General features: G+C 49.9%; 23 protein-coding genes. 6 read left to right on the top strand and 17 right to left on the bottom strand.

Going from position 1 to position 23,319, the window contains the following annotated elements:
- Positions 1-30: 30 nt before the first annotated feature.
- From QOX44_RS02230 to QOX44_RS02240, 3 genes are read right to left on the bottom strand one after another with little or no spacing between them, the layout of a single operon-like run.
- Positions 31-2,826 (bottom strand): SMC family ATPase, encoded by a 2,796-nt coding sequence (locus QOX44_RS02230; protein WP_283681049.1) that lies wholly within the window; start codon positions 2,824-2,826, stop codon positions 31-33.
- Between the two features lie 29 nt (positions 2,827-2,855).
- Positions 2,856-4,058, bottom strand: a complete 1,203-nt coding sequence (locus tag QOX44_RS02235) for an exonuclease SbcCD subunit D (RefSeq protein ID WP_283681050.1) — start codon at positions 4,056-4,058, stop codon at positions 2,856-2,858.
- Positions 4,059-4,069: 11 nt separating this feature from the next.
- A complete protein-coding gene (locus tag QOX44_RS02240) occupies positions 4,070-5,404 on the bottom strand; it encodes a serine hydrolase (protein WP_283681052.1) in 1,335 nt (444 codons plus the stop codon).
- 329 nt (positions 5,405-5,733) lie between these two features.
- Between QOX44_RS02240 and QOX44_RS02245 the strand changes: the two genes are divergently transcribed.
- From QOX44_RS02245 to QOX44_RS02260, 4 genes are all read left to right on the top strand, one after another.
- Positions 5,734-6,402, top strand: a complete 669-nt coding sequence (locus QOX44_RS02245; RefSeq protein ID WP_283681053.1) for a response regulator transcription factor — start codon at positions 5,734-5,736, stop codon at positions 6,400-6,402.
- A gap of 105 nt (positions 6,403-6,507) precedes the next feature.
- Positions 6,508-7,455, top strand: a complete 948-nt coding sequence (locus QOX44_RS02250) for an ATP-binding cassette domain-containing protein (RefSeq protein WP_283681054.1) — start codon at positions 6,508-6,510, stop codon at positions 7,453-7,455.
- The gene (locus QOX44_RS02255) at positions 7,448-8,311 is read left to right on the top strand and encodes an ABC transporter permease (RefSeq protein WP_283681055.1); all 864 of its coding nucleotides are present in this window, start codon (positions 7,448-7,450) and stop codon (positions 8,309-8,311) included. Before QOX44_RS02250 ends, QOX44_RS02255 begins: the two co-directional genes overlap by 8 nt.
- Positions 8,312-8,357: 46 nt before the next feature.
- Positions 8,358-9,251 carry a sensor histidine kinase gene (locus QOX44_RS02260; protein WP_283681056.1) on the top strand — a complete coding sequence of 298 codons (894 nt, stop codon included), beginning with the start codon at positions 8,358-8,360 and terminating at the stop codon, positions 9,249-9,251.
- Between the two features lie 23 nt (positions 9,252-9,274).
- Here QOX44_RS02260 and QOX44_RS02265 read toward each other — a convergent pair whose 3' ends face one another.
- The 7 genes from QOX44_RS02265 to QOX44_RS02295 form a co-directional block, all read right to left on the bottom strand.
- Positions 9,275-9,580, bottom strand: a complete 306-nt coding sequence (locus tag QOX44_RS02265; RefSeq protein WP_283681057.1) for an AzlD domain-containing protein — start codon at positions 9,578-9,580, stop codon at positions 9,275-9,277.
- Positions 9,570-10,286 carry an AzlC family ABC transporter permease gene (locus QOX44_RS02270; protein ID WP_283681302.1) on the bottom strand — a complete coding sequence of 239 codons (717 nt, stop codon included), beginning with the start codon at positions 10,284-10,286 and terminating at the stop codon, positions 9,570-9,572. Before QOX44_RS02270 ends, QOX44_RS02265 begins: the two co-directional genes overlap by 11 nt.
- 148 nt (positions 10,287-10,434) lie before the next feature.
- Positions 10,435-11,643: an ABC transporter permease gene (locus QOX44_RS02275; protein ID WP_283681058.1), complete on the bottom strand. Its 1,209-nt coding sequence runs from the start codon at positions 11,641-11,643 to the stop codon at positions 10,435-10,437.
- A complete protein-coding gene (locus QOX44_RS02280; protein WP_283681059.1) occupies positions 11,630-12,535 on the bottom strand; it encodes an ABC transporter ATP-binding protein in 906 nt (301 codons plus the stop codon). Before QOX44_RS02280 ends, QOX44_RS02275 begins: the two co-directional genes overlap by 14 nt.
- Positions 12,526-13,293 carry a hypothetical protein gene (locus QOX44_RS02285; RefSeq protein WP_283681060.1) on the bottom strand — a complete coding sequence of 256 codons (768 nt, stop codon included), beginning with the start codon at positions 13,291-13,293 and terminating at the stop codon, positions 12,526-12,528. Before QOX44_RS02285 ends, QOX44_RS02280 begins: the two co-directional genes overlap by 10 nt.
- 77 nt (positions 13,294-13,370) lie before the next feature.
- The gene (locus QOX44_RS02290) at positions 13,371-14,027 is read right to left on the bottom strand and encodes an RNA polymerase sigma factor (protein ID WP_331488296.1); all 657 of its coding nucleotides are present in this window, start codon (positions 14,025-14,027) and stop codon (positions 13,371-13,373) included.
- 170 nt (positions 14,028-14,197) lie between these two features.
- The gene (locus QOX44_RS02295; RefSeq protein ID WP_283681061.1) at positions 14,198-14,815 is read right to left on the bottom strand and encodes a flavodoxin family protein; all 618 of its coding nucleotides are present in this window, start codon (positions 14,813-14,815) and stop codon (positions 14,198-14,200) included.
- Positions 14,816-15,003: 188 nt separating this feature from the next.
- On the opposite strand from QOX44_RS02295, the gene pepT reads away from it, so the two are divergent.
- Positions 15,004-16,221, top strand: a complete 1,218-nt coding sequence (pepT, locus tag QOX44_RS02300) for a peptidase T (protein WP_283681062.1) — start codon at positions 15,004-15,006, stop codon at positions 16,219-16,221.
- Between the two features lie 147 nt (positions 16,222-16,368).
- On the opposite strand, the gene QOX44_RS02305 is transcribed toward pepT, so the two are convergent.
- Entirely contained in the window at positions 16,369-17,265 is an 897-nt protein-coding gene (locus QOX44_RS02305) for a patatin-like phospholipase family protein (protein WP_283681063.1), read from the bottom strand.
- 20 nt (positions 17,266-17,285) lie between these two features.
- On the bottom strand, positions 17,286-18,632 hold the full coding sequence (gene tig, locus QOX44_RS02310) for a trigger factor (protein ID WP_283681064.1): 1,347 nt from the start codon (positions 18,630-18,632) through the stop codon (positions 17,286-17,288).
- Between the two features lie 165 nt (positions 18,633-18,797).
- Between tig and QOX44_RS02315 the strand changes: the two genes are divergently transcribed.
- Positions 18,798-19,259 carry a hypothetical protein gene (locus tag QOX44_RS02315; RefSeq protein ID WP_283681065.1) on the top strand — a complete coding sequence of 154 codons (462 nt, stop codon included), beginning with the start codon at positions 18,798-18,800 and terminating at the stop codon, positions 19,257-19,259.
- Positions 19,260-19,336: 77 nt separating this feature from the next.
- Here QOX44_RS02315 and ltrA read toward each other — a convergent pair whose 3' ends face one another.
- The 5 genes from ltrA to QOX44_RS02340 form a co-directional block, all read right to left on the bottom strand.
- Positions 19,337-20,728: a group II intron reverse transcriptase/maturase gene (gene ltrA / locus QOX44_RS02320; RefSeq protein ID WP_283681000.1), complete on the bottom strand. Its 1,392-nt coding sequence runs from the start codon at positions 20,726-20,728 to the stop codon at positions 19,337-19,339.
- 46 nt (positions 20,729-20,774) lie between these two features.
- Entirely contained in the window at positions 20,775-20,915 is a 141-nt protein-coding gene (locus tag QOX44_RS02325) for a hypothetical protein (RefSeq protein ID WP_283680641.1), read from the bottom strand.
- Between the two features lie 327 nt (positions 20,916-21,242).
- Complete coding sequence (locus QOX44_RS02330; RefSeq protein ID WP_283681067.1) at positions 21,243-21,695, bottom strand: DUF1934 domain-containing protein; 453 nt, start codon at positions 21,693-21,695, stop codon at positions 21,243-21,245.
- Between the two features lies 1 nt (position 21,696).
- Positions 21,697-22,539 carry a glutamate racemase gene (gene murI / locus QOX44_RS02335; protein ID WP_283681068.1) on the bottom strand — a complete coding sequence of 281 codons (843 nt, stop codon included), beginning with the start codon at positions 22,537-22,539 and terminating at the stop codon, positions 21,697-21,699.
- 104 nt (positions 22,540-22,643) lie between these two features.
- Positions 22,644-23,288, bottom strand: coding sequence for a YigZ family protein (locus QOX44_RS02340; RefSeq protein ID WP_283681069.1), 645 nt, complete (start codon positions 23,286-23,288; stop codon positions 22,644-22,646).
- Positions 23,289-23,319 lie beyond the last annotated feature (31 nt).

Raw genomic sequence — 23,319 nt, forward strand, 5'->3', positions numbered from 1 at the left:
CTGCTCCATCTTTTATAACGGACAGTCCTCCTATTTCACAACCATCAGGCTGCTCCCTGTTATTTCTTTTTTGACAATGATCTTCCTGTCAATACGTTCTTTGAGTTCCTCTACATGTGAAATGATACCGGCAAGGCGATGACTTCCTGCCAGTTCGTTTAAGATCCGTATCGCCTGATTGAGCGAATCCCGGTCAAGAGAACCAAATCCTTCATCAATGAATACCGCATCAAGCTGGATCCCGCCTGCATGCTGCTGCACTACATCAGCCAGTCCGAGCGCCATGGACAAGGACGCCTTAAAGGATTCTCCTCCTGATAAGCTCTGCACGCTGCGCAGACGCCCCGTGTAATAATCAAATACATCCAGTTCCAGTCCTGTCTGACTGCGCAGGTTTCCTGACCGCTCTCTGCGCTGCAGCAAATACCTGCCGTCTGTCATAGAGGAAAATCTTTTATTTGCCTCCTGGATGATCTCTTTAAAAAATACTGTCTGAATATACTGTTCAAAAGCAAGCTTCTGCCGCCCTTTCAGCTCTCCGTTCGCGGTCTCAGAAAGCGCAGCAAGAAGCTCGTACGCTTTTTCGCTCTGTGCAAGTCGCTTTCCTCCATCCTGCAAAAAAGCATAGATGTTCCGGTTCGTCTGCAGCCGGACATGCCGTTCCTTTCTGACCTGCTCCAGCTCACTGCGGCGCTCTTCCAGCCTTTTTCGGGTTTCCGTCAGCTGTGCTGCATCTGCCGGTCTTGCCTGCGCAATCTGCTGCTGCAGCGCTTCCAGAGCCTTTTGTTCCGAGGCTCTCTCTGTTTTTCCTCTCTCCAGCTGCTCGCCCGCCTGTCGCAGCGCGCGCTCCAGCTCCTCTTTGTTCCTGCGCAGCTGTTCCATCCGGTCAGCTGCCTGCGTACGATCTGCATACGGCAGTTCTTTGCGCAGCTCCTCTTTTTGCTGTTCAAATGCCTCTGCCTGCGTCAGATACGTGATCCTGCGCTGTTCCAGCAGCGTTTTGTTCTCCGTAAATGCAGCAAGACGCTGCTCCATGGCCGGAAGCTTTTTCTCCAGTTCGCCCTTCTCCCGCCACAGCCCCATAAGCTGTCGGCGCCGTTCCTGATTCATCCTCTCCTGCTGCGCAAGCTCTTTTTTGCAGACTGCAAAATACTCTTCCGCCGGATACTCCCGGCGCGCCCCAGGCTGCTCTCTGTCATACCACGCATCAAATTGTTTCCTGCTCTGCTCATAGGTGCCGCGCAGCTGTGCCGTACACTGTGCCGCATCTGCCGCCTCCATCCGCGCAGTATCCTTTATCTGCTCCAGACTGCGCAGCTCCTGCTCTGACGGACTGTGGATACCTGGCACAGCAGGCGACGGATGCTCCTTCGAACCGCACACCGGACATGCTCTGCCTTCCTCCAGCCGCTTCGCAAGTATACCCGCCTGATTTTTCAAAAACTCCGCTTCCATATCTATATACTGTCTGCCCAGCTGCACGCTGCGCTGCTGAAGCTCCAGATATCTCTTTTCTTCCTGTTCCAGCTGTCTTTTCTGACGTCTGACGCTTCCATACAGTGCTTCAAACTGATCCAGCTCTTCCCGTCTCTGCTTTAAGGTCGCCTGTGTATGCTCCAGAAACTGCAGTTCCTGCTCCGGCACACCGATTTCATTGTATCGTTTTCTGCCTGCCTCAAGCTGACTCTTCACCTGTGCGCCGCCGCTCCCGGCTTCCTTCGCTTCCCGATCTGCCCCGGCAGCTGCAGCGTTCAGCTTTCTGATTTTCTGCTCTAAAAGGTCCAAAGCTTCGTATCGCTTCATCTGGCCTTCCAGCACTGCGATCTGCCCCCCGGCAGCTTCAGCCTCCGGCTGCCGTCTGCGCGCCTCTTCATACTGACACTGCCATTTCTCACACCACTTTGCCAGCTGCAAAAGCCTTTGCTCTTTCTTCTCTATCTCTGCTTTTGCCTGGTCTACCATGCGCTGCCTTCCAAGCAGCTCCTGAAGTCCTGAGATCCTCTGCGTAAGCTTTTCCTGTGCCTGCGCGTCCAGACGATCCTGATCCTCCTCTTTGCGCAGCAGCTTTTCCAGATCCTCTGTCAGCTCCGAAATATGGTACGATGCCTGTCCTGCATCAAGCTCTCCAAGCCGTCTCAAAGCCTCATCCATATCCTCATCGGGATCATCCGGCTGCGGCGGAAGAAGAATCCCCTGCACATACTGGCTGATACTGCGCCGTTCCTCCTCATACTCCCGCTGTGTCGCAAGTAATTGCTTTTTTAATTCTCTCTGAAAATCCACGTAAAGTCCCGTATTAAAAATCTTTCGGAATATCTTACCGCGTTCCTCTGTCCCCACAAGCAGCAGCTTTAAAAAATCTCCCTGCGCGATCATCGCGATCTGGACAAACTGATTCCGGTCCAGTCCCAGCAGCTCTTCGATCGCCTTTGTCGTCTGCCTGCTTCCTGTAACTACCCTGCCGTCAGGATACAAAAGTGACGCGCCTGCCGCTTCCGTTGTCATACCCTCTCCACGCGCTTTCGGCCGCAGATACTCTGGATTGCGCGTAACCGTATAAGACTGTCCCCGGCATAAAAATGTAAGCTCTACATACGTTTTCTGTGTCGGAGCCGCAAAATCTGAGCGGAGCATATCTGCCTTTCGCACATCTCCGCTCGCCTCGCCGTAAAGAGCAAAAACAATGCCATCAAATATGGTAGTTTTTCCGGCTCCGGTGTCTCCCGTGATCAGGTAGATCCCATGATCGCCAAATTCAGAAAACGGCACTGTCACACATCCGGCATACGGCCCAAACGCACACATTGTCAGTTTTTCCGGTCTCATAATCCTTCTTCCCCTTTCACAGTCTGTTTTCAGTGCTCCCGTGCAAGCGCCCGCAGGATAGAATCCACCCGCTCCCTTTGCTCACTGCTCATTTTCCTCCCATTTTGCTGCTTAAAGAATTCCTCAAACAGCTCCTGCGGCGTTTTTTCTTCCACCAGTATTTCCGTTTCTTCTATTTTATTGTGTCCGCCTGTCAGAGTTCTCTCAAAATCAAGCTTCATAATGTTCGGATACACTTCGCGAAGCTTCCCGAGCGCATCCAGGATCCCATCCTGATCAGTCAGGGTAATATGCAGATAGTCCTCTCTGTTCGCCAGACTATATACTTCCTTTGTTAAAAGCGTCTCAAAAGGTCCCCGGATCTCCCGGAGGTCAAGCCTCGGGATCAGCGGCAGTGCAGATACAGATATCTGACAGGATCCCTGTGCAGGTTCTGTGTCAATCTCCACCACAGTCACAGATTTCTGGTGTCCTGCCTCTGAGAAAGAATATTTAAGCGGCGAGCCGCAATAACGCACCGTCTCCGATCCCACATTCTGCGGACGATGAAGATGGCCCAGCGCCACATAGTCGAACGCCCTCACTGCAGAAGCATCGACCTGATCCAGGCCTCCGACAGACAGCTCCTCCGAGTCGCATACCGCTGCTCCGGTAAGGAACTGATGCATCAGCAAAATATTAGGACCGTCATGTGGAAGTGTCGCAGAATGAAGAACTGCTTCTACTGCCTGCTGAGTCGTATCTATCTCCTGCTCCGGAAAGAAGCGACGCACCTGTACCGGGCGCAGATACGGCAAAAGCCAGATATACACGCGGTTCCCTGATCTCTGCTCTGCTTCTGTCACCGATGTGATGTGCAGGCTCCCATCTGGCTGCTTCTGTGCACAATATCCCTGGAGTGTGCCGTCAAACAGCCGCGACACATACACGCCGGAACGCTCCAGCATCCTTGCCGCATACGCTACACGCTCGGCCGAGTCGTGATTTCCACTGATCACCCATACCGGGACTTTCCTGAGCGCCAACTGGGATAAAAACCAGTCCGCCAGCTCGACTGCCTCCGCGGACGGCATAGATCTGTCATACAGATCTCCTGCGATCCATACACCGTCTGGCTGCTCCTGCTCTGCGAGCTCCAGCATCTGCTGCAAAATATACCGCTGATCCTCCAGCATAGAAAATCCATTTACACGTTTTCCTATATGAAGATCTGAAATATGAAAAAATTTCATCCTCCTGTACCTCATTCATTAAGATAATCATATACTATTTTTGATATGTTCCGTATACCGGATACAGCAGAGGCGCCTCCTCCGGTTGAAAAAACACAGATCACATAATCTGTTTTTTCTCCATAAACGATCGCCATATCATGCTGCGTAGTCGACGTCTCTCCCGTCTTATTTGCCGCCTTCACACCAGCCGGCAGTCCTGCCGGGATTTTCCCCCTGCGTTTTTGCTGCAGCAGGAGACTTTGCATTTTCTGCGAATATTTTCTGGAAACACATTTTCCCCGATAAATGCGTTCCAGCAAAACTCCGCAGTCCTTTGCCGACGTCATATTGCGGCCTCCGTCTCCCGTACTCGCACAGGAGGCAGGATGCAGCGTATGATGGCAGCCCGTCTGATCGTATCCCTGCTTCTTCAGATAACGGTTTACCACTGCGGCTCCCGATACAAACGAATTCCCCTGCGCACACACAAGCGTATTATAGGCATCATTGCTGCTCACTGTGATCATCGAGTGCAGCAGGCTGCGCACCGTACTGCTCTCCTCCATCCTGCCATGAGCAATCTCATTATATACAGACGCCATAACAAAAGCCTTGATCGTACTGGCTGAATACATGGAGCGGTCATTTATGTTTACTACATCTCCTGTCTCCAGGTTTTTCACGTAAACAGACCAGGAGCCCCTGTACCGTCTTACTGTATCAACCAGTTTTTTCTTCAGCTTTCCAAGAGCCACCTCATTTTCAGGACATTTTTTCCCGTCATAGCCGACCCATGTTCCATCCGGCGTCTGTTTATTCTTTGCCATCACCCCGTTCGACTGCAGATAATAACCAGATTTCCACCGATCCGTCACGCACTTTCCCGCACTGGTCAGATAATACCGTTTCCTGCCGACTGCAATCCATCCCTTTTTCGTGTAGAGTTTTCCATCTTTTCCTCCAAAGTAATACATCCCCTGAAATTTCTTTTTCCCGGCAGTCTGCGCCAGCACATGGAAATCCCTCCTGGTACACAGCCGCCCGTCCTCTTCAAAAAAGTAATAGCCCTTTTCAAAAACACTGCGTCCCTTCCTTTCGGGTACGACCCTGTGCACTCCGCCGGACACTGTCCCGTCTCTGTCCCTTAAGTACCAGCCCTTCCCTTCTTTTTTGAGGTATCTGCCAGAACCGTCTGCCATTTTTATATACCGTTCCTTTTGCTCCGGCCTTTGGCTGCGCGCTTCAGCCACCGATACATGCAGCGAAACAATAAGTACCGCAAACACACCGATTATCCACAGCTTCCTCCAAAAACACTGCCCTTTTCCACACTGCTTTACACGTTTTCCTCTTATCCTGTTCATAAACACCCCTCCTCTTGCTTCACCTGTAAATAACATATTACCTGCTTTTTTCAGTTCTTGCAAGAAAGCATCTCTGTTCGCCCCCCAAATATGCTATACTGTCCACGAAAGCAATGAGCAGTGTGAATCCTCTAATGGCACACCGGATGCTTGCAGACGAGTAATCCTCTAATGGCACACCGGATGCTTGCAGACGGGTGTGACAGATAGAGGATTCATAGGGCGAATGCCCGTGAACGAGAAAAAGCTGCGCTTTTTCGAGTGCCACTGCGAATAACTTCATTATCAGTGTGAATGGAAATTGAATTTTTTGTATCAGGGAGATTTTTATGGCTCGTATTTTGATCGTGGAGGACGACTCCACCATAAACAACTTAATTTTTGAATTTTTGACAGATAACGGCTACATCTGCCGTCAGTCATTTTCCGGTACGGAGGCGCTCCTGCTTTTTTCTATGGAGGCCTTTGATCTGATCATCCTGGATCTGATGCTGCCCGGCATGACTGGTCTGGAAGTGACTTCCCATATCCGCGAATCCTCTTCGGTTCCTGTCATAATTCTTTCTGCAAAGACTGCACTGCAGGATAAGGTCGATTTGCTTGGCAGCGGTGCTGATGATTATATGACAAAACCTTTTGAGCTGGAGGAGCTGCTGGCGCGCATCCAGGTACAGCTTCGGCGGCAGGCAGCCCTTTCCCGTCCGCTTACCTATTATGAATGGGCGCTTGATCCGGTATGCCGCACCTTTACGGCGGCCGGAGTGCCTGTTGAGCTGACTGCGCACGAATTTGGGATCATTGAACTTTTTATGAGACAGCCAAGGAAGGTCTTTACCAAGCAGGAAATTTTTGAAGCTGTCTGGCAGCAGGATTATTTCGTAGAAGACAAAACAATCAATGTGCATATCAGCAATATCCGCGCAAAGTTAAAAGAAACCGGTACCCAACAGTATATCCGTACCGTATGGGGGATCGGTTTTCAGCTCTTTCAGAAATAGCAGCCCCATCATCTTTACTCTTTCTTTACCTTTTCTTTGCGCTTTTTGAAACTCTGCATGAGATACTTGATGTAACAGATAACTACTACAGCAGGGAGGATAAGGATGAACGTAATAGAAACTCGCAACCTATGTAAGCAATACGGAAAAAAGACAGCTGTTACCGGAATGAATATGCACGTACAGCAGGGCGATATTTACGGATTTATCGGACGCAACGGCTCAGGAAAATCAACAACACTGAAAATGCTGTGCGGGCTCGCTCACCCGACCGCCGGGAGCATCCGGCTGTTTGGCCAGCCGGCAGAAGATATCTCCGTCCGAAGGCGTGTAGGAGCGCTGATCGAGACAACCGGATTTGATCCGACTGCTTCGGCATACGAAAATATGATGCGCAAAGCAATTCTCATGGGGATCTCTGATCCGAAGCCTGAGATTGAAAAGCTTCTTGTGCTGTGCGGACTCAATGCGGCTGACCGAAAAAAGACAAAACAGTTTTCGATGGGGATGAAGCAGCGTCTTGGCATCGCAATGGCGCTTCTTGGCGGACCCGATCTGCTGATCCTTGATGAACCGATCAATGGACTGGATCCCGAAGGTATGGCAGAAATACGCCGTCTCTTTGTGACGCTGAATGAAGAAAGAGGCATTACTATCCTCATCAGCTCTCATATTCTGGGAGAGCTCTCCAAAATAGCCACGCGATACGGTATTTTAAAAGATGGCGTACTGATCAGGGAGATCACCTCCGAGCAGCTGTACAGCGCATGCCGCGACTATCTATATGTAAAGGTAACGGATGCACAAAAAGCCGCTGCTGCTTTAGAAGAATTTCTTGATATCCATGATTATGAAATACAGCCGGAAGGAGAAGTCCGGATTTTTGAACCCGCAGATTCTGCTGCCGTCACACAGGCGCTCTTGGAACATCACATAGGCGTTGTGGCGATCTACCCGCACCGTCAGAACCTTGAAGAATATTTTCTGGAACTCATGGAAGAAAAAACACCGTCTGATCCTGCCACAAAGAAAGGAGGCCGACACAATGCTTAATCTGCTGCGTATGGAGCTTCGCACTATGTTTCGAAGCAAAGGAATTTATATTACATTTACTGCACTGCTTGGCGTCCTTCTCATTGCGCTGGGGACAATGAAGCTGGTCACTACCCCTTCTATGAAGCAGGAAGCTGCAAAACATGGAATGGAATTTGATGCAGATGACGAATCCGATGCCCAGGAGTTTCTTGCAGACACACAGACTGATTTTGTCAGCAATCTGCTTTTTAATGGCGGACTGATGACCGTACTGATGGCTATTATCGGATGCATCGCTGTCTGTGAGGACTTTGACAATGGATTTGTTAAAAATATTTTTTCCTGCTGCACAGACAAAAAAGCCTATGTGTTCTCCAAGCTCATTCTGCTTGCAGTCGTGAGCGCCGCTTTCCTTGTGCTGCTTTCGCTTTGTACCTTTGTACTGTTTCGGATCTTTGGCTTTCCTAACCCGATCGGGGACCTGCCCCGCCTCCTGCTGATGTTCGTAATCGGCTGGCTCGGCCTGATCAGTCTGTCGGCACAAAGTATCTTTTTCTGCATGCTGACGCGAAATACCATCTTAAGCATCCTGCTTTCCATTGCCTGCGGACTTGGCGCATTCGACGGCATGCTTGACCTCCTGACCGGGCAGGCGGGTATTCACATTGCAGAATTTTTCCCGTCCTACAATGTACTGATGGCACCGTATATCAGCGGAGGCTCGGATACCGCAAATAATTCTCTGCTTGCCCTTATGCTCGGCGGCAGTATGACCGTATCTGCGCCCGCCCTTTCTGTCCTCGTGTCGCTGGCATGGACTGCCATTTATACATTTCTTGCAGCAGCCATACTAAAGAGAAAAGATATTTGCTGATATCAGCCCGCCTGATCACATTTGTTACCATCTGGAGGAAGGAAACATGACTGCATTTGCCATTTTTATGATGCTTCTCACCATATACCTGACGATCCGCCTCTGGCTGAGCCAGCAGCAGATGACGGATCTCGCACAGCAGCTCAAAGAGCGTCCGCCCAAAAGCAACCAGAGACTGACGGTTTTCCTGCGCGACCGCTCTGTCGTCGAGCTGTGCAACGAGATCAACCGCTGCATTGATGCCGGACAAAACGCTGTACTCCAGTCAGAAGAGGCACAAAGACAGCTCAAATACACCATTTCCTGTGTCTCTCATGACATCCGCACACCGCTCGCCGGGGCTGACGGATATATGCAGCTTCTTGAAAAAACGTCAGATCCTGCAAAGCAGCTAAACTACTGCCGGATCATACGTCAGAAGCTGAAAGATCTGGAACATTTGCTGGACGAATTGTTTTTGTATACGCAGCTGACTGGAGGCACACTGCAGTTAAGCTGCTCCCAGGTGCAGCTCTTTCCTGTCGTATGTGATACACTCGCAGGCTTTTATGAAGCCTTTGTAAAACAGGGTTTTGAGCCCTGTGTCTCCTTTTCCGATGAAGCAGTCCGCGTCTTTGCCGATGCCGGACAGCTTCGCCGGGTTCTCGGAAACCTGATCTCCAACGCACTTTCTTATGGCGATGGAGCGCCTGTCATCCGACAGGAAAAAAACCGTTTAAGCGTTTCAAATAAAGTAAAAGATCCGCAGTCGATCCGTCCGGGGCAGATGTTTGAACGGTTTTACCGTGACGACACCTCCCGCCGCGGACCTCATGCGGGTCTGGGGCTTTCTATCGCAAGAGAGCTGATCGAACAGATGGGCGGAAATATCCGCGCGCAGCTTACCGGAGATATGCTGGAGATCACCATAGAATTTTCCAGGGCAGAGGCCCACAGTTGATCTACAGCTGCGCTTTTGCAGACTCAGATCACAAGCTCCAGCAAAAAGACTACCGTACATGCGGCAAGAGACACCTGGAACAGGCTCTTTCCCCGGTAGGCAAAGAATACTGCCGCCGCCAGCGCAACCGCACCCGACCACACAGAATCTGTTGCGTACAGGATGGCCGGAAATGTCATGACAGAGAGCGTCACGTACGGCACATAGTATAAAAACGACCGGATATACGTATTTTTAATCTCTTTGCGGATCAGCGTCAGCGGCAGGAGACGAATCAGATACGTCACTCCTGCCATAACAAGAATATACAGATAAACATTATGATTCATACGTTTCCTCCTTGATCGGGAATAAAAATGCAGCTATTCCTGCGATCACGACCGTCAAAATGATGATCTTAAATCCAGATGAGATCCCGTTAAGCACAGGGATAAGTGTAAATCCAAAGCTTGCCGCCATCGAGACAAGGATCACACCCATAAGGATCCGGTTTCCCTTTGCCGGCGGTATCACCGAGGCAAGGAACATACCGTACAGTGCCACACTGAGCGCACTGAGCAGATTTCCCGGCATCAGATTCCCGGAAACGGCTCCCAGCACCGTGCCAAGCGTCCAGCCCGGCACTGCCGCTGCGATCAGCCCATAGCTGTAACACGGATGAAGCTCTCCCGGACGGCAGACCGACACGCCAAAGATCTCATCTGTGACGCCATAAGCCATCAAAAACCGATGAAGGACGGGGATATCCGGCCCAATCTTTTGTGAGAGTGCGCACGACATCAGGCAGTACCGCAGATTAACGATCAGCTGTGTAATTGCCATCTCCATAAGCGGCGCTCCGTTTTGTATAATCGCCAGCGCAGCAAACTGTCCCGCGCTCGTCACATTGGTAAGCGACATCACCGCCGCCTGCAAGATCCCCAGCCCGGAGCCTCTTGCCATGATCCCGAATGAAAATGAAACCGCCAGATAACCAAGCGCGATCGGGATCCCGTGCTTTACTCCCATCTGAAACTGCTTCCAGTTATTTTTCATCATCTCTCCTCTTTCCCCGCAGATAGTTCGCTCTGCTTTTATACCTTTTTATGTATAATTATACCATACCACATAATCTGCAAAAAACAAGAGGGCTGCCGTAAAATGCTTCTCCGGGTGCATATTACGGTGCCCTGCGTTCTGTGTCTTACCTCAGCTGTGCCCTGCGATAGATCTGGTACAGTACTGGTATCATCACAAGAGTAAGTACTGTATACAAAATTGGAAGAATCGGTGCTGCTCCCAGCACTTTTTCTCCGAGCTCATACAGATTAAACTGCCTGATAACCATATTCATCTGGAGCAGCTGGTCCGGTAAGAGACCAGCGATCCTGTCCGTGCTTAAAAACGATGGAAGAAAGATCATGATAAAAGGAACCGTCACTGCCACCACTGCCAGGCGTACCTTTGCAGAGATAAGCATGGTAAGGAACATCAAAAACAGACTTCCTATATAGCCTCCTGCCAGTACCAGCAGATACTGCTGTAAATTCGTCACAGAATAAAAGCTCTTCCAGCCTCCTGGCACGGCCTGTATCGGACAGCTGGCTCCGTCCGTTCCGAGTATCCCCAGCACAACCGCGCTATACAGCAGCATAACGATCCAGTAAATCCCGGTCGTAATCCAGAAGCCTGCCTTTATTTTTGCTGTTATTGCCTTTTTTCTTCCATGATAGGAGCTGAAAAAGACGGCATCCGCTTTCGTCTGGAATTCTCCCGAAAAAATATTTGCCGTCAGAAATCCCAGCAAAAGTACCGTGATCATAATGACAGTCGGAGCATACTGCGATGCCTGAAGCCACCCTTCCATGTAGTCATACACAAGCGGAGTCTCCAGCCCCTTATATTTTTCGATCAGAAACTGCTTTTCCCGTTCTGTAAAGAGGTCCTTCGCATCCCCCCGCAGCCACTCCTCCAGATGCAGGATCCGGTTTGGATAGAACATCCCTGCGTCATCCGGAGAAAGCCTGTCTGGAAGATAATAATCATAATTATTGAAATCCCCATACGAATACACGAGCAGGCGGCGTATATCATCAAATCCCTGTTTTTTGCTGTACGCGATATCATTTTCCTGAAAATCTTCTGACTTTGCCTGTGCAGTAGCATTGATCCTGGCATTTTCAGAGATCACCTCTGCGATGCGTTCTTCTGTCAGCAGTCCTGCCCATTCCTTTTTCTGCTCGCGCAGCTTATGAATCGCCGTGATCCCCTTCTCCTCATCTCCATTTTCATTTACATAATATACTCCCATAACTGCAAACCAGCAGGTCACTGCCAGTGTCACCAAAAGAAGCGTCAGCGCGATCCTGCTGCTCATCCTGGAAAAAACTTTTTTTATTTCATAATAGACCATGATGCTCTCCTCCTTTTGCAAATTCCTGTGCCGGACTTCCAAAATAATACAGAAACGCATCCTCCAGCGTCGGCTCAAGCTCTACCGCGTCTGCCATCGGCTTTTCGGCAGAGAGGACCCGCAGCATAAGCTGCTCCTGTGCGGGCTTTACGTTCGCCACCTTATAACGGCGCATACACTCTGAAGCCTCCTTATGAGACACCACACAGTTCCACACCCGTTCCTCCATCGCTGCTACGATCTCCTCCGAAGTCCCACTGTGCATCAGCCTTCCATCCTTCATCAGTAAAATCTGATCTGCTATATATTCCACATCCGAGACAATATGCGTAGAAAGCAGCACAAGCCGTTCGTGCGCCAGCTCACTGATCAGGTTGCGGAACCGGATCCGCTCATTTGGATCCAGGCCGACAGTCGGTTCATCCAGGATCAGTATCTCCGGATCATTCAGTATTGCCTGCGCGATACCCACCCGGCGTTTCATTCCTCCTGAGAGCTTTTTCATCTTTTTCTTTCGTACCTCAGACAGACCCATCTGACGCAGCAGTTCACGGGTCCGTTTGCCTGCCACTGCCGGCCGCAGCCCCTTGATCGCAGAAATATACGAAAGATACTCCTCCACAGTAAAATCAGGATAAAACCCAAATTCCTGCGGTAAATATCCCAGGAGATTGCGGTATTGCGCATCCATTTCAAAAATATCTCTTCCATTATAAGTAATCTCACCGGCAGTCGGATGGACCAGCGTACAAAGCATCCGCATCAGCGTTGTCTTGCCTGCCCCATTTACTCCTAGCAGCCCGTACACGCCTTGATGCATCGTACAAGAGACGTCATCTACCGCCGCAGCCGCACCAAACCTTTTTTTCAAATGTTTTATCTCTAATTCCATCCCGCATTTACCTCCCAGCAGTTTTCACAATTTTTCAGTGTTCTGTATACGCTGTAGCACACATACAGAGCGGACAGCAAAATAGTGCACAGCAGTACGGGAGCCGACAGCTTCTTATACAGCCCCTCGTCCAGAATGATCCTCACCCAGATCACCGTCCAGAGCAGGCAAAGCCCCACAGCAAGATATTCCGATCCCCATCTCCTGCTGCAAAGCGTTCCAAAACAGATACAGCAGGTGATGCTAAATGGGAGCAGAAAATGTACCGACATTTCCCATGCCGTGATGCGCAGAGTAAAGGACGATGCCAGGAAAAACGTGCTGATCAGCAGGATATCTGCCAGCGCAAAAAGCATCATACGCGCCGCATATATCTGGCGCAGAGAGTAATACGCCGCACCCTCTATCTCCACTGCACCGCTCGTCCTGTTTTTCCACAGCTCGGGCAGCAGTAAAACAGCAAACAGAGGCGCCATTACCCCCATACTTTTCTGCACATAAAAGCTGTTCCCCGCGGTATACATGATCCACCATAATGCTGCGAGCACCGCTGCCTGCAGCAGCCACCAGTACTTTTTCATATATCTCATCTGCCCGTACAGAAACTCCAGCTGCGTAAGAGTTTTCTCTTTTTCACTTCTGTACAGCGCTTCCTTTGATCCCTGGATCGCCAGAAGTATTTTTTCTTCTCTTGGTTGTATCCCTGTCTCCCAAGATACCCGCTTTTCGTCCTTCTTCCTCTGATGGGTGTCTATCATTTTGGTGCCCCCTTCCCTGCTTTTCCATCTGCGGCCATGCCCGTATACCCTTTCTTCTCACGGCAGGCGCCAGACGGTCATACATATTCCTGTCCTAATATATCCTTTAGCTGCTCCCTTGCTTTTTTTATTCTGTATTTCACAAGCGGCAGTCCGATCCCGAGGATTTCTGCAATCTCCCTTTGTTTAAGCTCCTGAAAATAATGCAGGAGCACTACCTCCCGAAGCTCCTCCGGCAATTGGGCAACCGCCCGCTCCAGATCCATGCGCAGCACCCCCTGTGCGCCGGAAGTATCCCCCTGTTTGTGCCACATCTCCCTGCCTTCCTGCACGAAGACAGCCTCCTCTGACCTGCCCGACGCCGTACTGCCTGCAATCTGTGAAAATACGATTTCCTTCTTTTTGCGGCAATAATTTTTACACAGATTTCCTGCCACCACATACAGATAGTTCAGAGCTTTTCCGTAGTGCCGGTAACGATCGAGCGAGCCAAAAAAATGTTCAAAGGTCTCCTGCGTCAGATCCTCCGCCGCGTCCACATCAAATACATGACGGTAGCAATACTTCAAAATGGAAGGATAATACGCCCGCACAAATGCTTCCAATGCCCGCTCATCTCCATTTTTCATTTTACGCACAGACCAGAAATCACCGGGCATCCGCTTCCCTCCCTTCGCACATAAAATCTGCGTCCTTTCCATCTCAAACCTGAAAAAGCTTCCAAAGTCCTGCATCAAACAGCTGTGCTGTGCAGGTCTTCCTACATATTAACACCGCAAAAAAACAAAAAGATAGCGTCCGCTGCTTTTTATTTTCAATTTTGCATACAAATATCCCCGGTAAGCAGGCGCAGCGTTTCTTACCGGGGACAATTTTTCTTTCTGTCTTGTTTTACAACATTTTTCTATCGAATAAAATTCGTAAATTCTTTTTTGTTTTCCGGCGCATGGATTCCCTGTTCTTTTCCAAGCGCGATACATTTGAGCAGCCATGCCATATTCTTTCCGATATTGTGCATGGTGGACAGGCCTTCCTTATCTGACAGCACCTCTTCCGGAAGAGAGCCGTGCGTATCATTCCAGTAGGTCGAAGAAACAACCGGCATAGAATTGATCGTAAAGTACTTATTTACCACATCCATAGAAGCCGTTGTACCTGCACGGCGTGCATTCAGCACTGCTGCCGCCGGCTTATGCTTCATATGTTTTCCTCCTGAATAAAACGCTCTGTCCATAAATGCCAGAAGCCTTGCGCTCGGATGTGCATAATAGACCGGTGATCCAAACACAAAGCCGTCCGCACAAGCCGCCTTTTCAACAAATTCATTGACCAGATCGTCAAAAACACATTTTCCCGTCTCGCGGCACTTACCGCATCCCATACAGTCCGGCAAAGCTTCATTTCCGACAAACAATGTCTCTGTCTCAATCCCTTCTTCGCGCAGAGTCCGCGCTACCTCTTCCAATGCCGCCGCTGTACAGCCGTTCTTCTTTGCACTTCCATTTATTAAAATAACCTTCATCGCCGTCTCCTCCTCTTATTTCTTTCACCTTCACTCTTTTCTGACCGCATCTTTTTAATATACAGCCACTCCTATTATAAAACAAAATCAGGAAAAGAAAAGTCCAATGTCTCATTCTTTACAAACCTTTCCGTCACTGCTATAGTAATATCATAGATTTAAAATATATCAGATAGGAGAATTGTAAATTGCGGGCATATGAAAGACTTTTAAACTATGTAAAAATCCACACAACAAGCGATGAAAACAGTACGACAGTACCTACAACTGCGCGTCAGTTTGACCTCGCGCGGGTACTTGTAGAAGAAATGAAAGCACTTGGGATCGCAGACGCACGCGTAGGAGAGAACTGCTACGTCTACGGAACTATTCCTGCCACACCGGGATACGAGGATAAGACAGCCATCGGGTTTATTTCGCACCTTGACACCGCGCCGGATTTCTGCGGAGCGCATGTCAATCCGCAGATCCACGAAAATTATGACGGCGGTGAAGTAGCGCTTGGCACAAGCGGCAAAACACTCTCTCCGGAAAAATTTCCACATCTGTCCGGCTTAAAAGGCCGCACACTGATCACAACAGACGGCACGACTCTGCTCGGAGCAGATGACAAGGCCGGGATCGCGGAGATCATGACTCTTGCGCAAGAGCTGATAGACAGCAACGAACCACACGGAAAAGTATGTATCGGCTTTACTCCTGATGAAGAGGTCGGAAGCGGGGCAGCTGATTTTGATATTCCCGGCTTTGGCGCTCAGTTTGCTTACACGGCAGACGGCGGCTGCGAAAATGAGATTGTTTACGAAAACTTCAACGCCTGCGGCGCAGAGTTCGAGATCAATGGCTTCAATATCCATCCGGGAGAATCCAAAAATACTATGATCAATGCCTCACTTGTCGCGATGGAGATCAACAGCATGCTTCCCTCTGCCGAGACTCCGGCTCACACGGAACTGTATGAAGGCTTTTTCCACCTGACCGATATGGAAGGAACCGTAGAGCATGCAAAGCTCCAGTACATCGTGCGCGACCACAGCAGCGCGCATTTTGAAAGCCGTCAGGAAACACTCCGGCACATCGAAAAGATCATCAATGAAAAATATGGAGAAGGCACTGCCAGACTGACGATCCATCAGCAGTATCGCAACATGGCGGAGGTCATCGCTCCCTGCATGCACCTGATCGACAATGCCAAAGATGCGATCCGCGAGCTTGGCATGGAGCCTGATGTAGCTCCGATCCGCGGCGGCACAGACGGTGCCCGTCTGAGCTTTTGCGGTCTGCCCTGCCCGAACCTCGGTACAGGAGGCTATGCATATCACGGCCCCTACGAGCACATCACAGCAGAGGGTATGGACTTCGCAGTAAAGGTAATGCGCGGGATTGTAAGACGTTACGCACAGTAATACACTCGCAGGCAGCCGCTACGTTCTGCACTCTTTTATAACGAATATACAAAAACAAAGCATATCCTTCCCGCCCTTCCACCTATGATAGATTGTGGGGCTTTGTAGGATATGCTTTTTGTTTTGCCTGTTAAATATCTATTTTGATTACCGATGCAGAAGTATCCGCTTCCTGCTCACACATTCCTCCCGCTGCGCCAGCCAGTCCTTCAGCGCCGGATACAGCTTCTCTGCCATCTCATAGCCATGCCAGTAAAAATCCTCCAGCTTCTCCAGGTCACGCTCTGTCCTGCTCACACACGGCAGCTCCGGACGGATCACAAAAACTCTGCCTGCTTTTTCCAGTCGGTCGATCAGATCCATCTCTCTGTTATAGATATGACTGCGCCGCATCAGTGCGCGTGCCAGCATCGGATATTTCCGATAATGGATCCTTGCCAGCTTTGCCACCGTGGAAGCGCCCTCTTTTTTATAATAGCCGCGCCCTCTGGTCAGGATCACGATATTATAGTCGAAGCCATCTGCGATCGCTTTCTGGACCGGCACAGAATCTGCAATCCCTCCGTCGAGCATCGGTATCCCGTCTACTTCCACTATGGGAGAGACAAACGGCAGACTCGAGGATGCCCGGCAGGCAGCCATCATACGCTTCTGATCATGATATTCCTCAATAAATTCCGCCCGGCCGGTCAGACAGTTTGTCGTTGTCAGCAGGCATCTGGTCGGAGACTTCACGTAGGATTTAAAATCAAACGGATAATCGTGATTTGGAAACTGGTCAAAAATCAGATCCATGTTCATAAAGTATCTGGTCTTCATCATGGTGCGCATACCGTACAGCTCATAGTCGAGCTGTGCGTCAAGCATGCATTCTTTTGTACGCAGTATCTGCCCCGACACATAATCCACTGCATTACAGGCTCCTGCCGAAACGCCGATCACATATGGGACCATCACTTTTTTCTTCATCAGGCTGTCAAGCACTCCGCTCGTAAAGATACCGCGCTGTCCTCCGCCCTCTAAAATCATCCCTGTTTTTTTCATGAACTCTCCCCCGCTGCATATTACTCTGCCGCAGTCTGCTCCTCTGTCGCTGCCTCTGTCACTGCTTCCGTCTGCACCTCGCTGTCTGCTTCTTCCGGCTCATCTGCAGGAGCCTCTGTCTGTGCTTCTGCAGCCTCTGTTTCACCCTCTTCGCCTTCTGTATCGGCCTGTGCCTCTTCGATCACTGCGTTATCAAGGAGGAAGTCTAATGTCTTATCCTGCAGAACGCTGATGCGCACTACGTCCTCGCCGTACGCTGCGATAAATTCCTCTGCTGTCTCAAATCCAAAATCCTGCGCTGCCGCCGCGAGGTCTTCATCTGTCACCTCGATGCCCTCGGTCTCAGCGATCGCTTTGAGGTACAGTTCCTGCTGGAGATTCTGCTGTGCAGCCATCACGAGCTGCTCAGAGAAATCCTCTTCCGTCAGCCCCATAAAAGAGCTCAGAAATTCTTCAAAATCCATGGAATACTGCTCTGCCATGCTGCGATAGTAGGAATCCATATTTGCCACACCGTAGTCCACCATCTCCTGCGGGTACTCGTTGATCTTGGAATTGCCTGCTACCTGTGTGAGCAGATCTGATTTGAGCATCGTATCTCTTTGCTCCTGCGCCTGTGCTTCAAGATCTGTGCGGACACTGTCCCGATATCCTGCCACATCCGTATATTCTCCGTCAGAAATCGTAGAAGCCAGCTCATCTGTCAGCTCCGGCATACGCTTGATCTCATTTACAGTAACTGTAAATACAACCTCTTTTCCTGCAAGGTCTGCATTGCCATAGTTCTCCGGGAATGTCAGCGGAAGGTCGATCGTCTCTCCGACTGCCACTCCGATCAGTCCATCCTCAAATCCGTCGATAAAAGAATCTGAGCCGATCACCAGATCGTATCCTTTTGCTGTGCCTCCGTCAAAGGCCTCGCCATTGAGCTTTCCTTCGTAGTCGATATTCGCGGTGTCTCCGTCCTCGACCGCACCTTCTGTCACTGTCTCCATCGCGTCTGAAAGCTGAATATTCTGACGTACGACCTCATCGATCTGATCCTCGGTCACCTCGATCGGCTGATCTGCAACCGTCAGCCCCTTATACTCACCGAGTGTCACATAGTCGAGCGCCTGATAATCCGGACGCTCCGGCAGTGCCTCTGTCTCCCCGTCTGCCTCTGTATCTGTCTGCGCCTCGCCGTCTGCATCTTCCTGCGTATCCTCTGTCTGTGCTTCCTCGCTCTGTGTCTCCTCTTCTGCCGAAGTCTCTGCGGCCTCCGTCACAGTTTCTGTCTCCTCAGCCATAACCGCCATTGGCGCGATCGAAGCTGCTGTCATCGCAAAAGTACAAAGCAAAGCTGCCATTAAATTCTTTCTTCTCATATCGTCGATCCTTTCTGAAATAAAATTTGTCCTTGCACGATTATAGCACAGTCCATTCTGTATTTGGTGAACAAAGTGTGTTTTTAAGAAAAAATAAAGAATGATTGCACTTTTTTCCAAAGAATGATAGAATATATTTCGGATTATAAACACACGGAGGTACATATGTCTGCTTTAAATGTTTTACTTATCATACTACTGATCCTTGTCATAGGTCTTGTTGTCCTTTATTTTGTCGGACGGAAAATGCAGAAAAAACAGGCGGTGCAGCAGGAGCAGATGGAGGCTGCGAAGCAGACCGTCTCGATGCTGGTCATTGACAAAAAAAGACTGCCGCTCAAACAGTCGGGGCTGCCGCAGATGGTGATCGACCAGACGCCAAAGCTTATGCGCCGCTCCAAGCTGCCGATCGTAAAAGCCAAGATCGGTCCGAGGATCATGACACTCGTCAGCGATGCCGCGATCTTTGATACCATTCCTGTAAAGAAAGAGGTAAAGGCCGTTGTCAGCGGTATCTATATTATGGAAGTGAAGGGTGTCCGCGGTCCGCTTGAGACGGTACAGAAGAAGAAAGGCTTCTGGGCAAGGACAAAAGATAAATTCCGCAGAAAGAAAAACAAAGAATAAAAAATAATCGAGTAGGAGGCGGTGATTAGCCGCCGTCCTCTCACACCACCGTGCGTACCGTTCGGTACACGGCGGTTTCAATAGTTGATGTGCAGAGACTGATAGGCTGTGGCTAAATCATAGAAGCCCCAGTTTATCAGTCTTTCTTTTGTTAATGCTCTTTTGACCACACCCGTGTTAGACATCCTCCAGTAGGATTTTCTGCTGTATGCTCCTTCGCATGCTGCCCACTCTGATAACCCCAGTCCTATCAGCTTTCTCCTCCTGGTCTTTGGCAGTTTCCACTGTTTCCAGATACACATCCGTATCCGGCGGTACAGCCATCCGTTCACGCTTTCGATATTGTTCTTCATATCCGCTATCCCATAATAGTTTAGCCATCCTCTCATGTAGACTTTTACCTTTTCCATAGTTCGGACGACACTTCCGCACTTGCTCCGGGAAGTGAGCCTGCGCAGTTCATCCTTGGCTTTCTCCCATGACTTTCCATGGACTCGGATATAGATTCCTTTTCCGTTCTTCCCAAAACAGAAGCCAAGGAACTTAAAATTTCGGATTGCGAATACACTGACTGTCCGGCTCTTTTCCCGGTTCACTCTCAGTTTCAACGTTTCCTCCAGATATTTCGTGCTGGATTCCAGCAGTCGCTCTGCGGCCCGTTCGCTTTTCGCCAGCAGTACGATATCGTCTGCGTAGCGGATGCATGGCACACCCCGCCTGTGAAACTCCCAGTCGAATTCATTCAGATACACGTTTGCTAAGAGTGGAGATAGATTTCCTCCTTGCGGGGAGCCTTCCTCCGTCTCTGTTACAACACCGTTTTCCATCACTCCGCTCTTCAGATATCGCTTTACCATCTGTACCACTCTTTCATCTTTTACCTGTTTCCTCAACTGGTTCAGCAGTATCGTATGGTTCAGCGTATCAAAGTATCTCGACAGGTCGAGGACGACTGCCCTCGTATATCCCTGCTCGATGTACTCTTTTATCCTCCTGACAGCGTCTTTTGCCCCTCGACCCGGACGATAGCCATAACTGTCCTTCGAGAACAGAGGTTCATAGATTGGCATCAGCTGCTGTGCCATGGCCTGTTGGATGATGCGGTCTATGACAGTAGGGATTCCTAGCTTTCTTGTCCCTCCATCCGGCTTCGGGATCTCCACTCTCCTGACTGGGGAAGGGCTATATTTCCCCTTCCTGATTCTTTCTACCAGTTCGTGATTATTCTCCCTCAACCATGGTAACGCCGCTTCAATAGTCATCCCATCAACTCCTGGCGCTCCCTTGTTCGCCTTCACTCTTTTGTAAGCTCTGTTCAGGTTATCCTTATTCAGTATCTTACTTAGGATATCTGGCTCTGCACTGTCCCTTTCCTTCCATATCCGGTTGAATGAGCGGTGCGCTCTCACATACCCTTTGCGTTCCGCGCTATCTCTTTGTGAGCAGCTTTCTCTGTTTTCTGTACCCATTCTGCCCATTCCTCCTTTCCCAGTCGTACGAAAGACTCCTATTGATTCAGCCCTTCGCTGAAAAAAAATCAACTACTATGGCCTCTGCTGACTTCTGTACGTTCAGCGTTACCTTCCGATAACGGTTACTCTTTTCAGAGCGTTCCGTACAGACCTCCCTGGGTACCACACGTTTCTTTCCCTCCATCCATCTGCCGCATTTACTGCACATGATTCCGTGTAGTTATCGGGCTTCATCTTGTCTTGCAGACTTACCCTCATGTACAGCCTTATATGCGATTTCTGTCCGTCAGACCAGAGGTTTGCCCGTGGGTTAGTAAGTTTCCCACATCTGGCTTCCTTCAGATTCCATCTCACGATGGACACCCTTGCCTTCGGCTATATCCTTCCCACTACCGGGCGAATTCGGGACTTGCACCCGTTAGAAACGTGCGCCGCCAGGCGCACAAGAGTAAAAAAATTATCCCTCTTCGGGACGGACGCCTGATGGCTTCCAGTCCAAAGAGGGATTTTTTTACCTTAAATGAAAGAGGCCGCTGTCCTTCTCCATCACCTTTATCTCAATACGGCAGTCGGCAATGCGCTGATAATTGACTTCCAGATCATACTCCACGCAGATATCAAGCTCCTGCTCCTGCTCCTTTACCTGCATATCTGTGACCGTGACACCTGCCAGCAGATTTCCAAACGGTGTATTGTACCAGCTTTCACTCTTTTTGTCCCGCTCAAAAACCATTTTGGTACTCATCGCTCCGTTTTTCTGCACCTCCAGAAAGCCGTCCTTTAACGATATCCGGTTTCGGATGCGCTGTGTTCCATCCTGCGGCTGTTCTTCATAAAAAATATAATGCTTCCCGTCTTTAAAATAATATTTCCCGGGAGAGATCACCTCGATCTCTTCCTGTTCTCCATCCTTATCCAGCGTATGAAGACCCTTTACACTGACCAAAATATCTTCCTTTATCATCTTAGTATTCCTCTATATTGATCTTCCGGATCGTTTCCACGTCATACGGTAAGATCGAATTTGCGAAATTTTTAAACTTATCAGCCGCGTCACTCACAAAAAAGCGGTACGGCTCCTGTCCCGGCTCCTTTTCGCCCGGGTTTGCGATCCCCCGCTGCAAAAGCAGACGCTCCAGCTCCTTGGCTGTCTCATATGCCGGGTTTACAAGTGTTACTGCATCACCGGCTATCCTTCCTACAAGAGACCGCAGCAGCGGATAGTGCGTACAGCCCAGGATCAGCGTATCAATATCCTTGCGCAGCAGCTCATCCAGATATCTCTTTGCCACCTCTTCTGTGACAGGATCCTTTAGCCATCCCTCCTCCACAAGCGGCACAAACAGAGGACATGCCTTTCCATACACCGTGATCGTCGGATCAATCTGCCGGATCATCTGGCGATACATGTGGCTGTTGATCGTGCTCTCTGTACCGATCACACCGATGCGCCCGTTTTCTGTCACACCGGAGGCTACTCTTGCACCCGGTTTTACTACTCCGATGATCGGAATATCCAGTTCCTTCTCTACCTCCTCAAGCGCCAGCGCACTCGCTGTATTGCAGGCGATCACGATCGCCTTTACGTTTTGTGTGCGCAAAAAACGGATGATCTGGCGGGAAAACCGGATAATCGTCTCTTTTGATTTGCTTCCGTACGGCAGCCGCGCAGTATCTCCGAAATACACAATGCGCTCATTCGGCAGATTTCTCATGATCTCCCGCGCTACTGTCAGTCCTCCTACACCTGAATCAAACACACCGACTGCTGCACGGCAGTCTGTATTTTCTATTTTACAATCCTTCATGATCTGATACCGTCAGATGCTGCGCCCGATAAGTGCGCACCTGTCTGCCTGTTTCCTTTCTGATGCATATTTTCCATACTCCGCCTGGAAATATCTCATTATTTTTACGCAAAGATCAGCGGCTCTCCGTCAAGAAAGGCAAAGCTCACCGGTTTCTGCTCTGGAAATCCGGCGCGGCCGTTTGTCCCCTCTGTCACTGCCTCACGCAGCTCTTCGATCTGTTCCCCCGGCACGAGTGTCTCTACTGTCACAATATCCGTATACTCAGAATTGGTGACTGTCAGACCTCGCTGTCCCAACAGGTACTGGATCTTTCCTATTCCATTGTAGTCCGTCCTGATCTGAAGCAGTACTCCGTCCTTTTTTTCTATCACAACACTGCCGCGCAGCCCTTCCTGCACACTGCGGGAATAAGCGCGCACGAGTCCGCCTGTCCCAAGCAGTGTGCCTCCAAAATACCGTGTCACCACGACTGCTGCATTGTGGATCTCCTCCCCGAGAAGAACATCCAGCATCGGCCGCCCCGCCGTCCCCTGCGGCTCACCGTCGTCGCTGCAGCGCTGGATCTCATAATTCTCGCCGATCACATAGGCAAAACAGTTATGTGTTGCATTCCAGTACTTCTTTTTCATAGCGGCAATAAAATCCAACGCCTCCTGCTCACTCTCTGCCGGGATCACAGTCGCGATAAAACGTGATTTTTTCTCGATCAGTTCTCCCTCTCCGCCTTTATAAACAATCTTCATCATACGATATCTTCCTTTATATGACGCTGCCATC

Origin of the sequence: Parablautia sp. Marseille-Q6255, from assembly GCF_951230155.1 — a bacterium.
GTDB lineage: Bacteria > Bacillota > Clostridia > Lachnospirales > Lachnospiraceae > Choladousia.

Excerpts from the sequence above, each read along its gene's own strand:
- QOX44_RS02230 (WP_283681049.1), bottom strand. The coding sequence starts at position 2,826 with ATGAGACCGGAAAAACTGACAATGTGTGCGTTTGGGCCGTATGCCGGA.
- QOX44_RS02235 (WP_283681050.1), bottom strand. The coding sequence starts at position 4,058 with ATGAAATTTTTTCATATTTCAGATCTTCATATAGGAAAACGTGTAAAT.
- QOX44_RS02240 (WP_283681052.1), bottom strand. The coding sequence starts at position 5,404 with ATGAACAGGATAAGAGGAAAACGTGTAAAGCAGTGTGGAAAAGGGCAG.
- QOX44_RS02245 (WP_283681053.1), top strand. The coding sequence starts at position 5,734 with ATGGCTCGTATTTTGATCGTGGAGGACGACTCCACCATAAACAACTTA.
- QOX44_RS02250 (WP_283681054.1), top strand. The coding sequence starts at position 6,508 with ATGAACGTAATAGAAACTCGCAACCTATGTAAGCAATACGGAAAAAAG.
- QOX44_RS02255 (WP_283681055.1), top strand. The coding sequence starts at position 7,448 with ATGCTTAATCTGCTGCGTATGGAGCTTCGCACTATGTTTCGAAGCAAA.
- QOX44_RS02260 (WP_283681056.1), top strand. The coding sequence starts at position 8,358 with ATGACTGCATTTGCCATTTTTATGATGCTTCTCACCATATACCTGACG.
- QOX44_RS02265 (WP_283681057.1), bottom strand. The coding sequence starts at position 9,580 with ATGAATCATAATGTTTATCTGTATATTCTTGTTATGGCAGGAGTGACG.
- QOX44_RS02270 (WP_283681302.1), bottom strand. The coding sequence starts at position 10,286 with ATGAAAAATAACTGGAAGCAGTTTCAGATGGGAGTAAAGCACGGGATC.
- QOX44_RS02275 (WP_283681058.1), bottom strand. The coding sequence starts at position 11,643 with ATGGTCTATTATGAAATAAAAAAAGTTTTTTCCAGGATGAGCAGCAGG.
- QOX44_RS02280 (WP_283681059.1), bottom strand. The coding sequence starts at position 12,535 with ATGGAATTAGAGATAAAACATTTGAAAAAAAGGTTTGGTGCGGCTGCG.
- QOX44_RS02285 (WP_283681060.1), bottom strand. The coding sequence starts at position 13,293 with ATGATAGACACCCATCAGAGGAAGAAGGACGAAAAGCGGGTATCTTGG.
- QOX44_RS02290 (WP_331488296.1), bottom strand. The coding sequence starts at position 14,027 with ATGCAGGACTTTGGAAGCTTTTTCAGGTTTGAGATGGAAAGGACGCAG.
- QOX44_RS02295 (WP_283681061.1), bottom strand. The coding sequence starts at position 14,815 with ATGAAGGTTATTTTAATAAATGGAAGTGCAAAGAAGAACGGCTGTACA.
- QOX44_RS02305 (WP_283681063.1), bottom strand. The coding sequence starts at position 17,265 with ATGAAAAAAACAGGGATGATTTTAGAGGGCGGAGGACAGCGCGGTATC.
- tig (WP_283681064.1), bottom strand. The coding sequence starts at position 18,632 with ATGAGAAGAAAGAATTTAATGGCAGCTTTGCTTTGTACTTTTGCGATG.
- QOX44_RS02315 (WP_283681065.1), top strand. The coding sequence starts at position 18,798 with ATGTCTGCTTTAAATGTTTTACTTATCATACTACTGATCCTTGTCATA.
- ltrA (WP_283681000.1), bottom strand. The coding sequence starts at position 20,728 with ATGGGTACAGAAAACAGAGAAAGCTGCTCACAAAGAGATAGCGCGGAA.
- QOX44_RS02325 (WP_283680641.1), bottom strand. The coding sequence starts at position 20,915 with ATGGAGGGAAAGAAACGTGTGGTACCCAGGGAGGTCTGTACGGAACGC.
- QOX44_RS02330 (WP_283681067.1), bottom strand. The coding sequence starts at position 21,695 with ATGATAAAGGAAGATATTTTGGTCAGTGTAAAGGGTCTTCATACGCTG.
- murI (WP_283681068.1), bottom strand. The coding sequence starts at position 22,539 with ATGAAGGATTGTAAAATAGAAAATACAGACTGCCGTGCAGCAGTCGGT.
- QOX44_RS02340 (WP_283681069.1), bottom strand. The coding sequence starts at position 23,288 with ATGATGAAGATTGTTTATAAAGGCGGAGAGGGAGAACTGATCGAGAAA.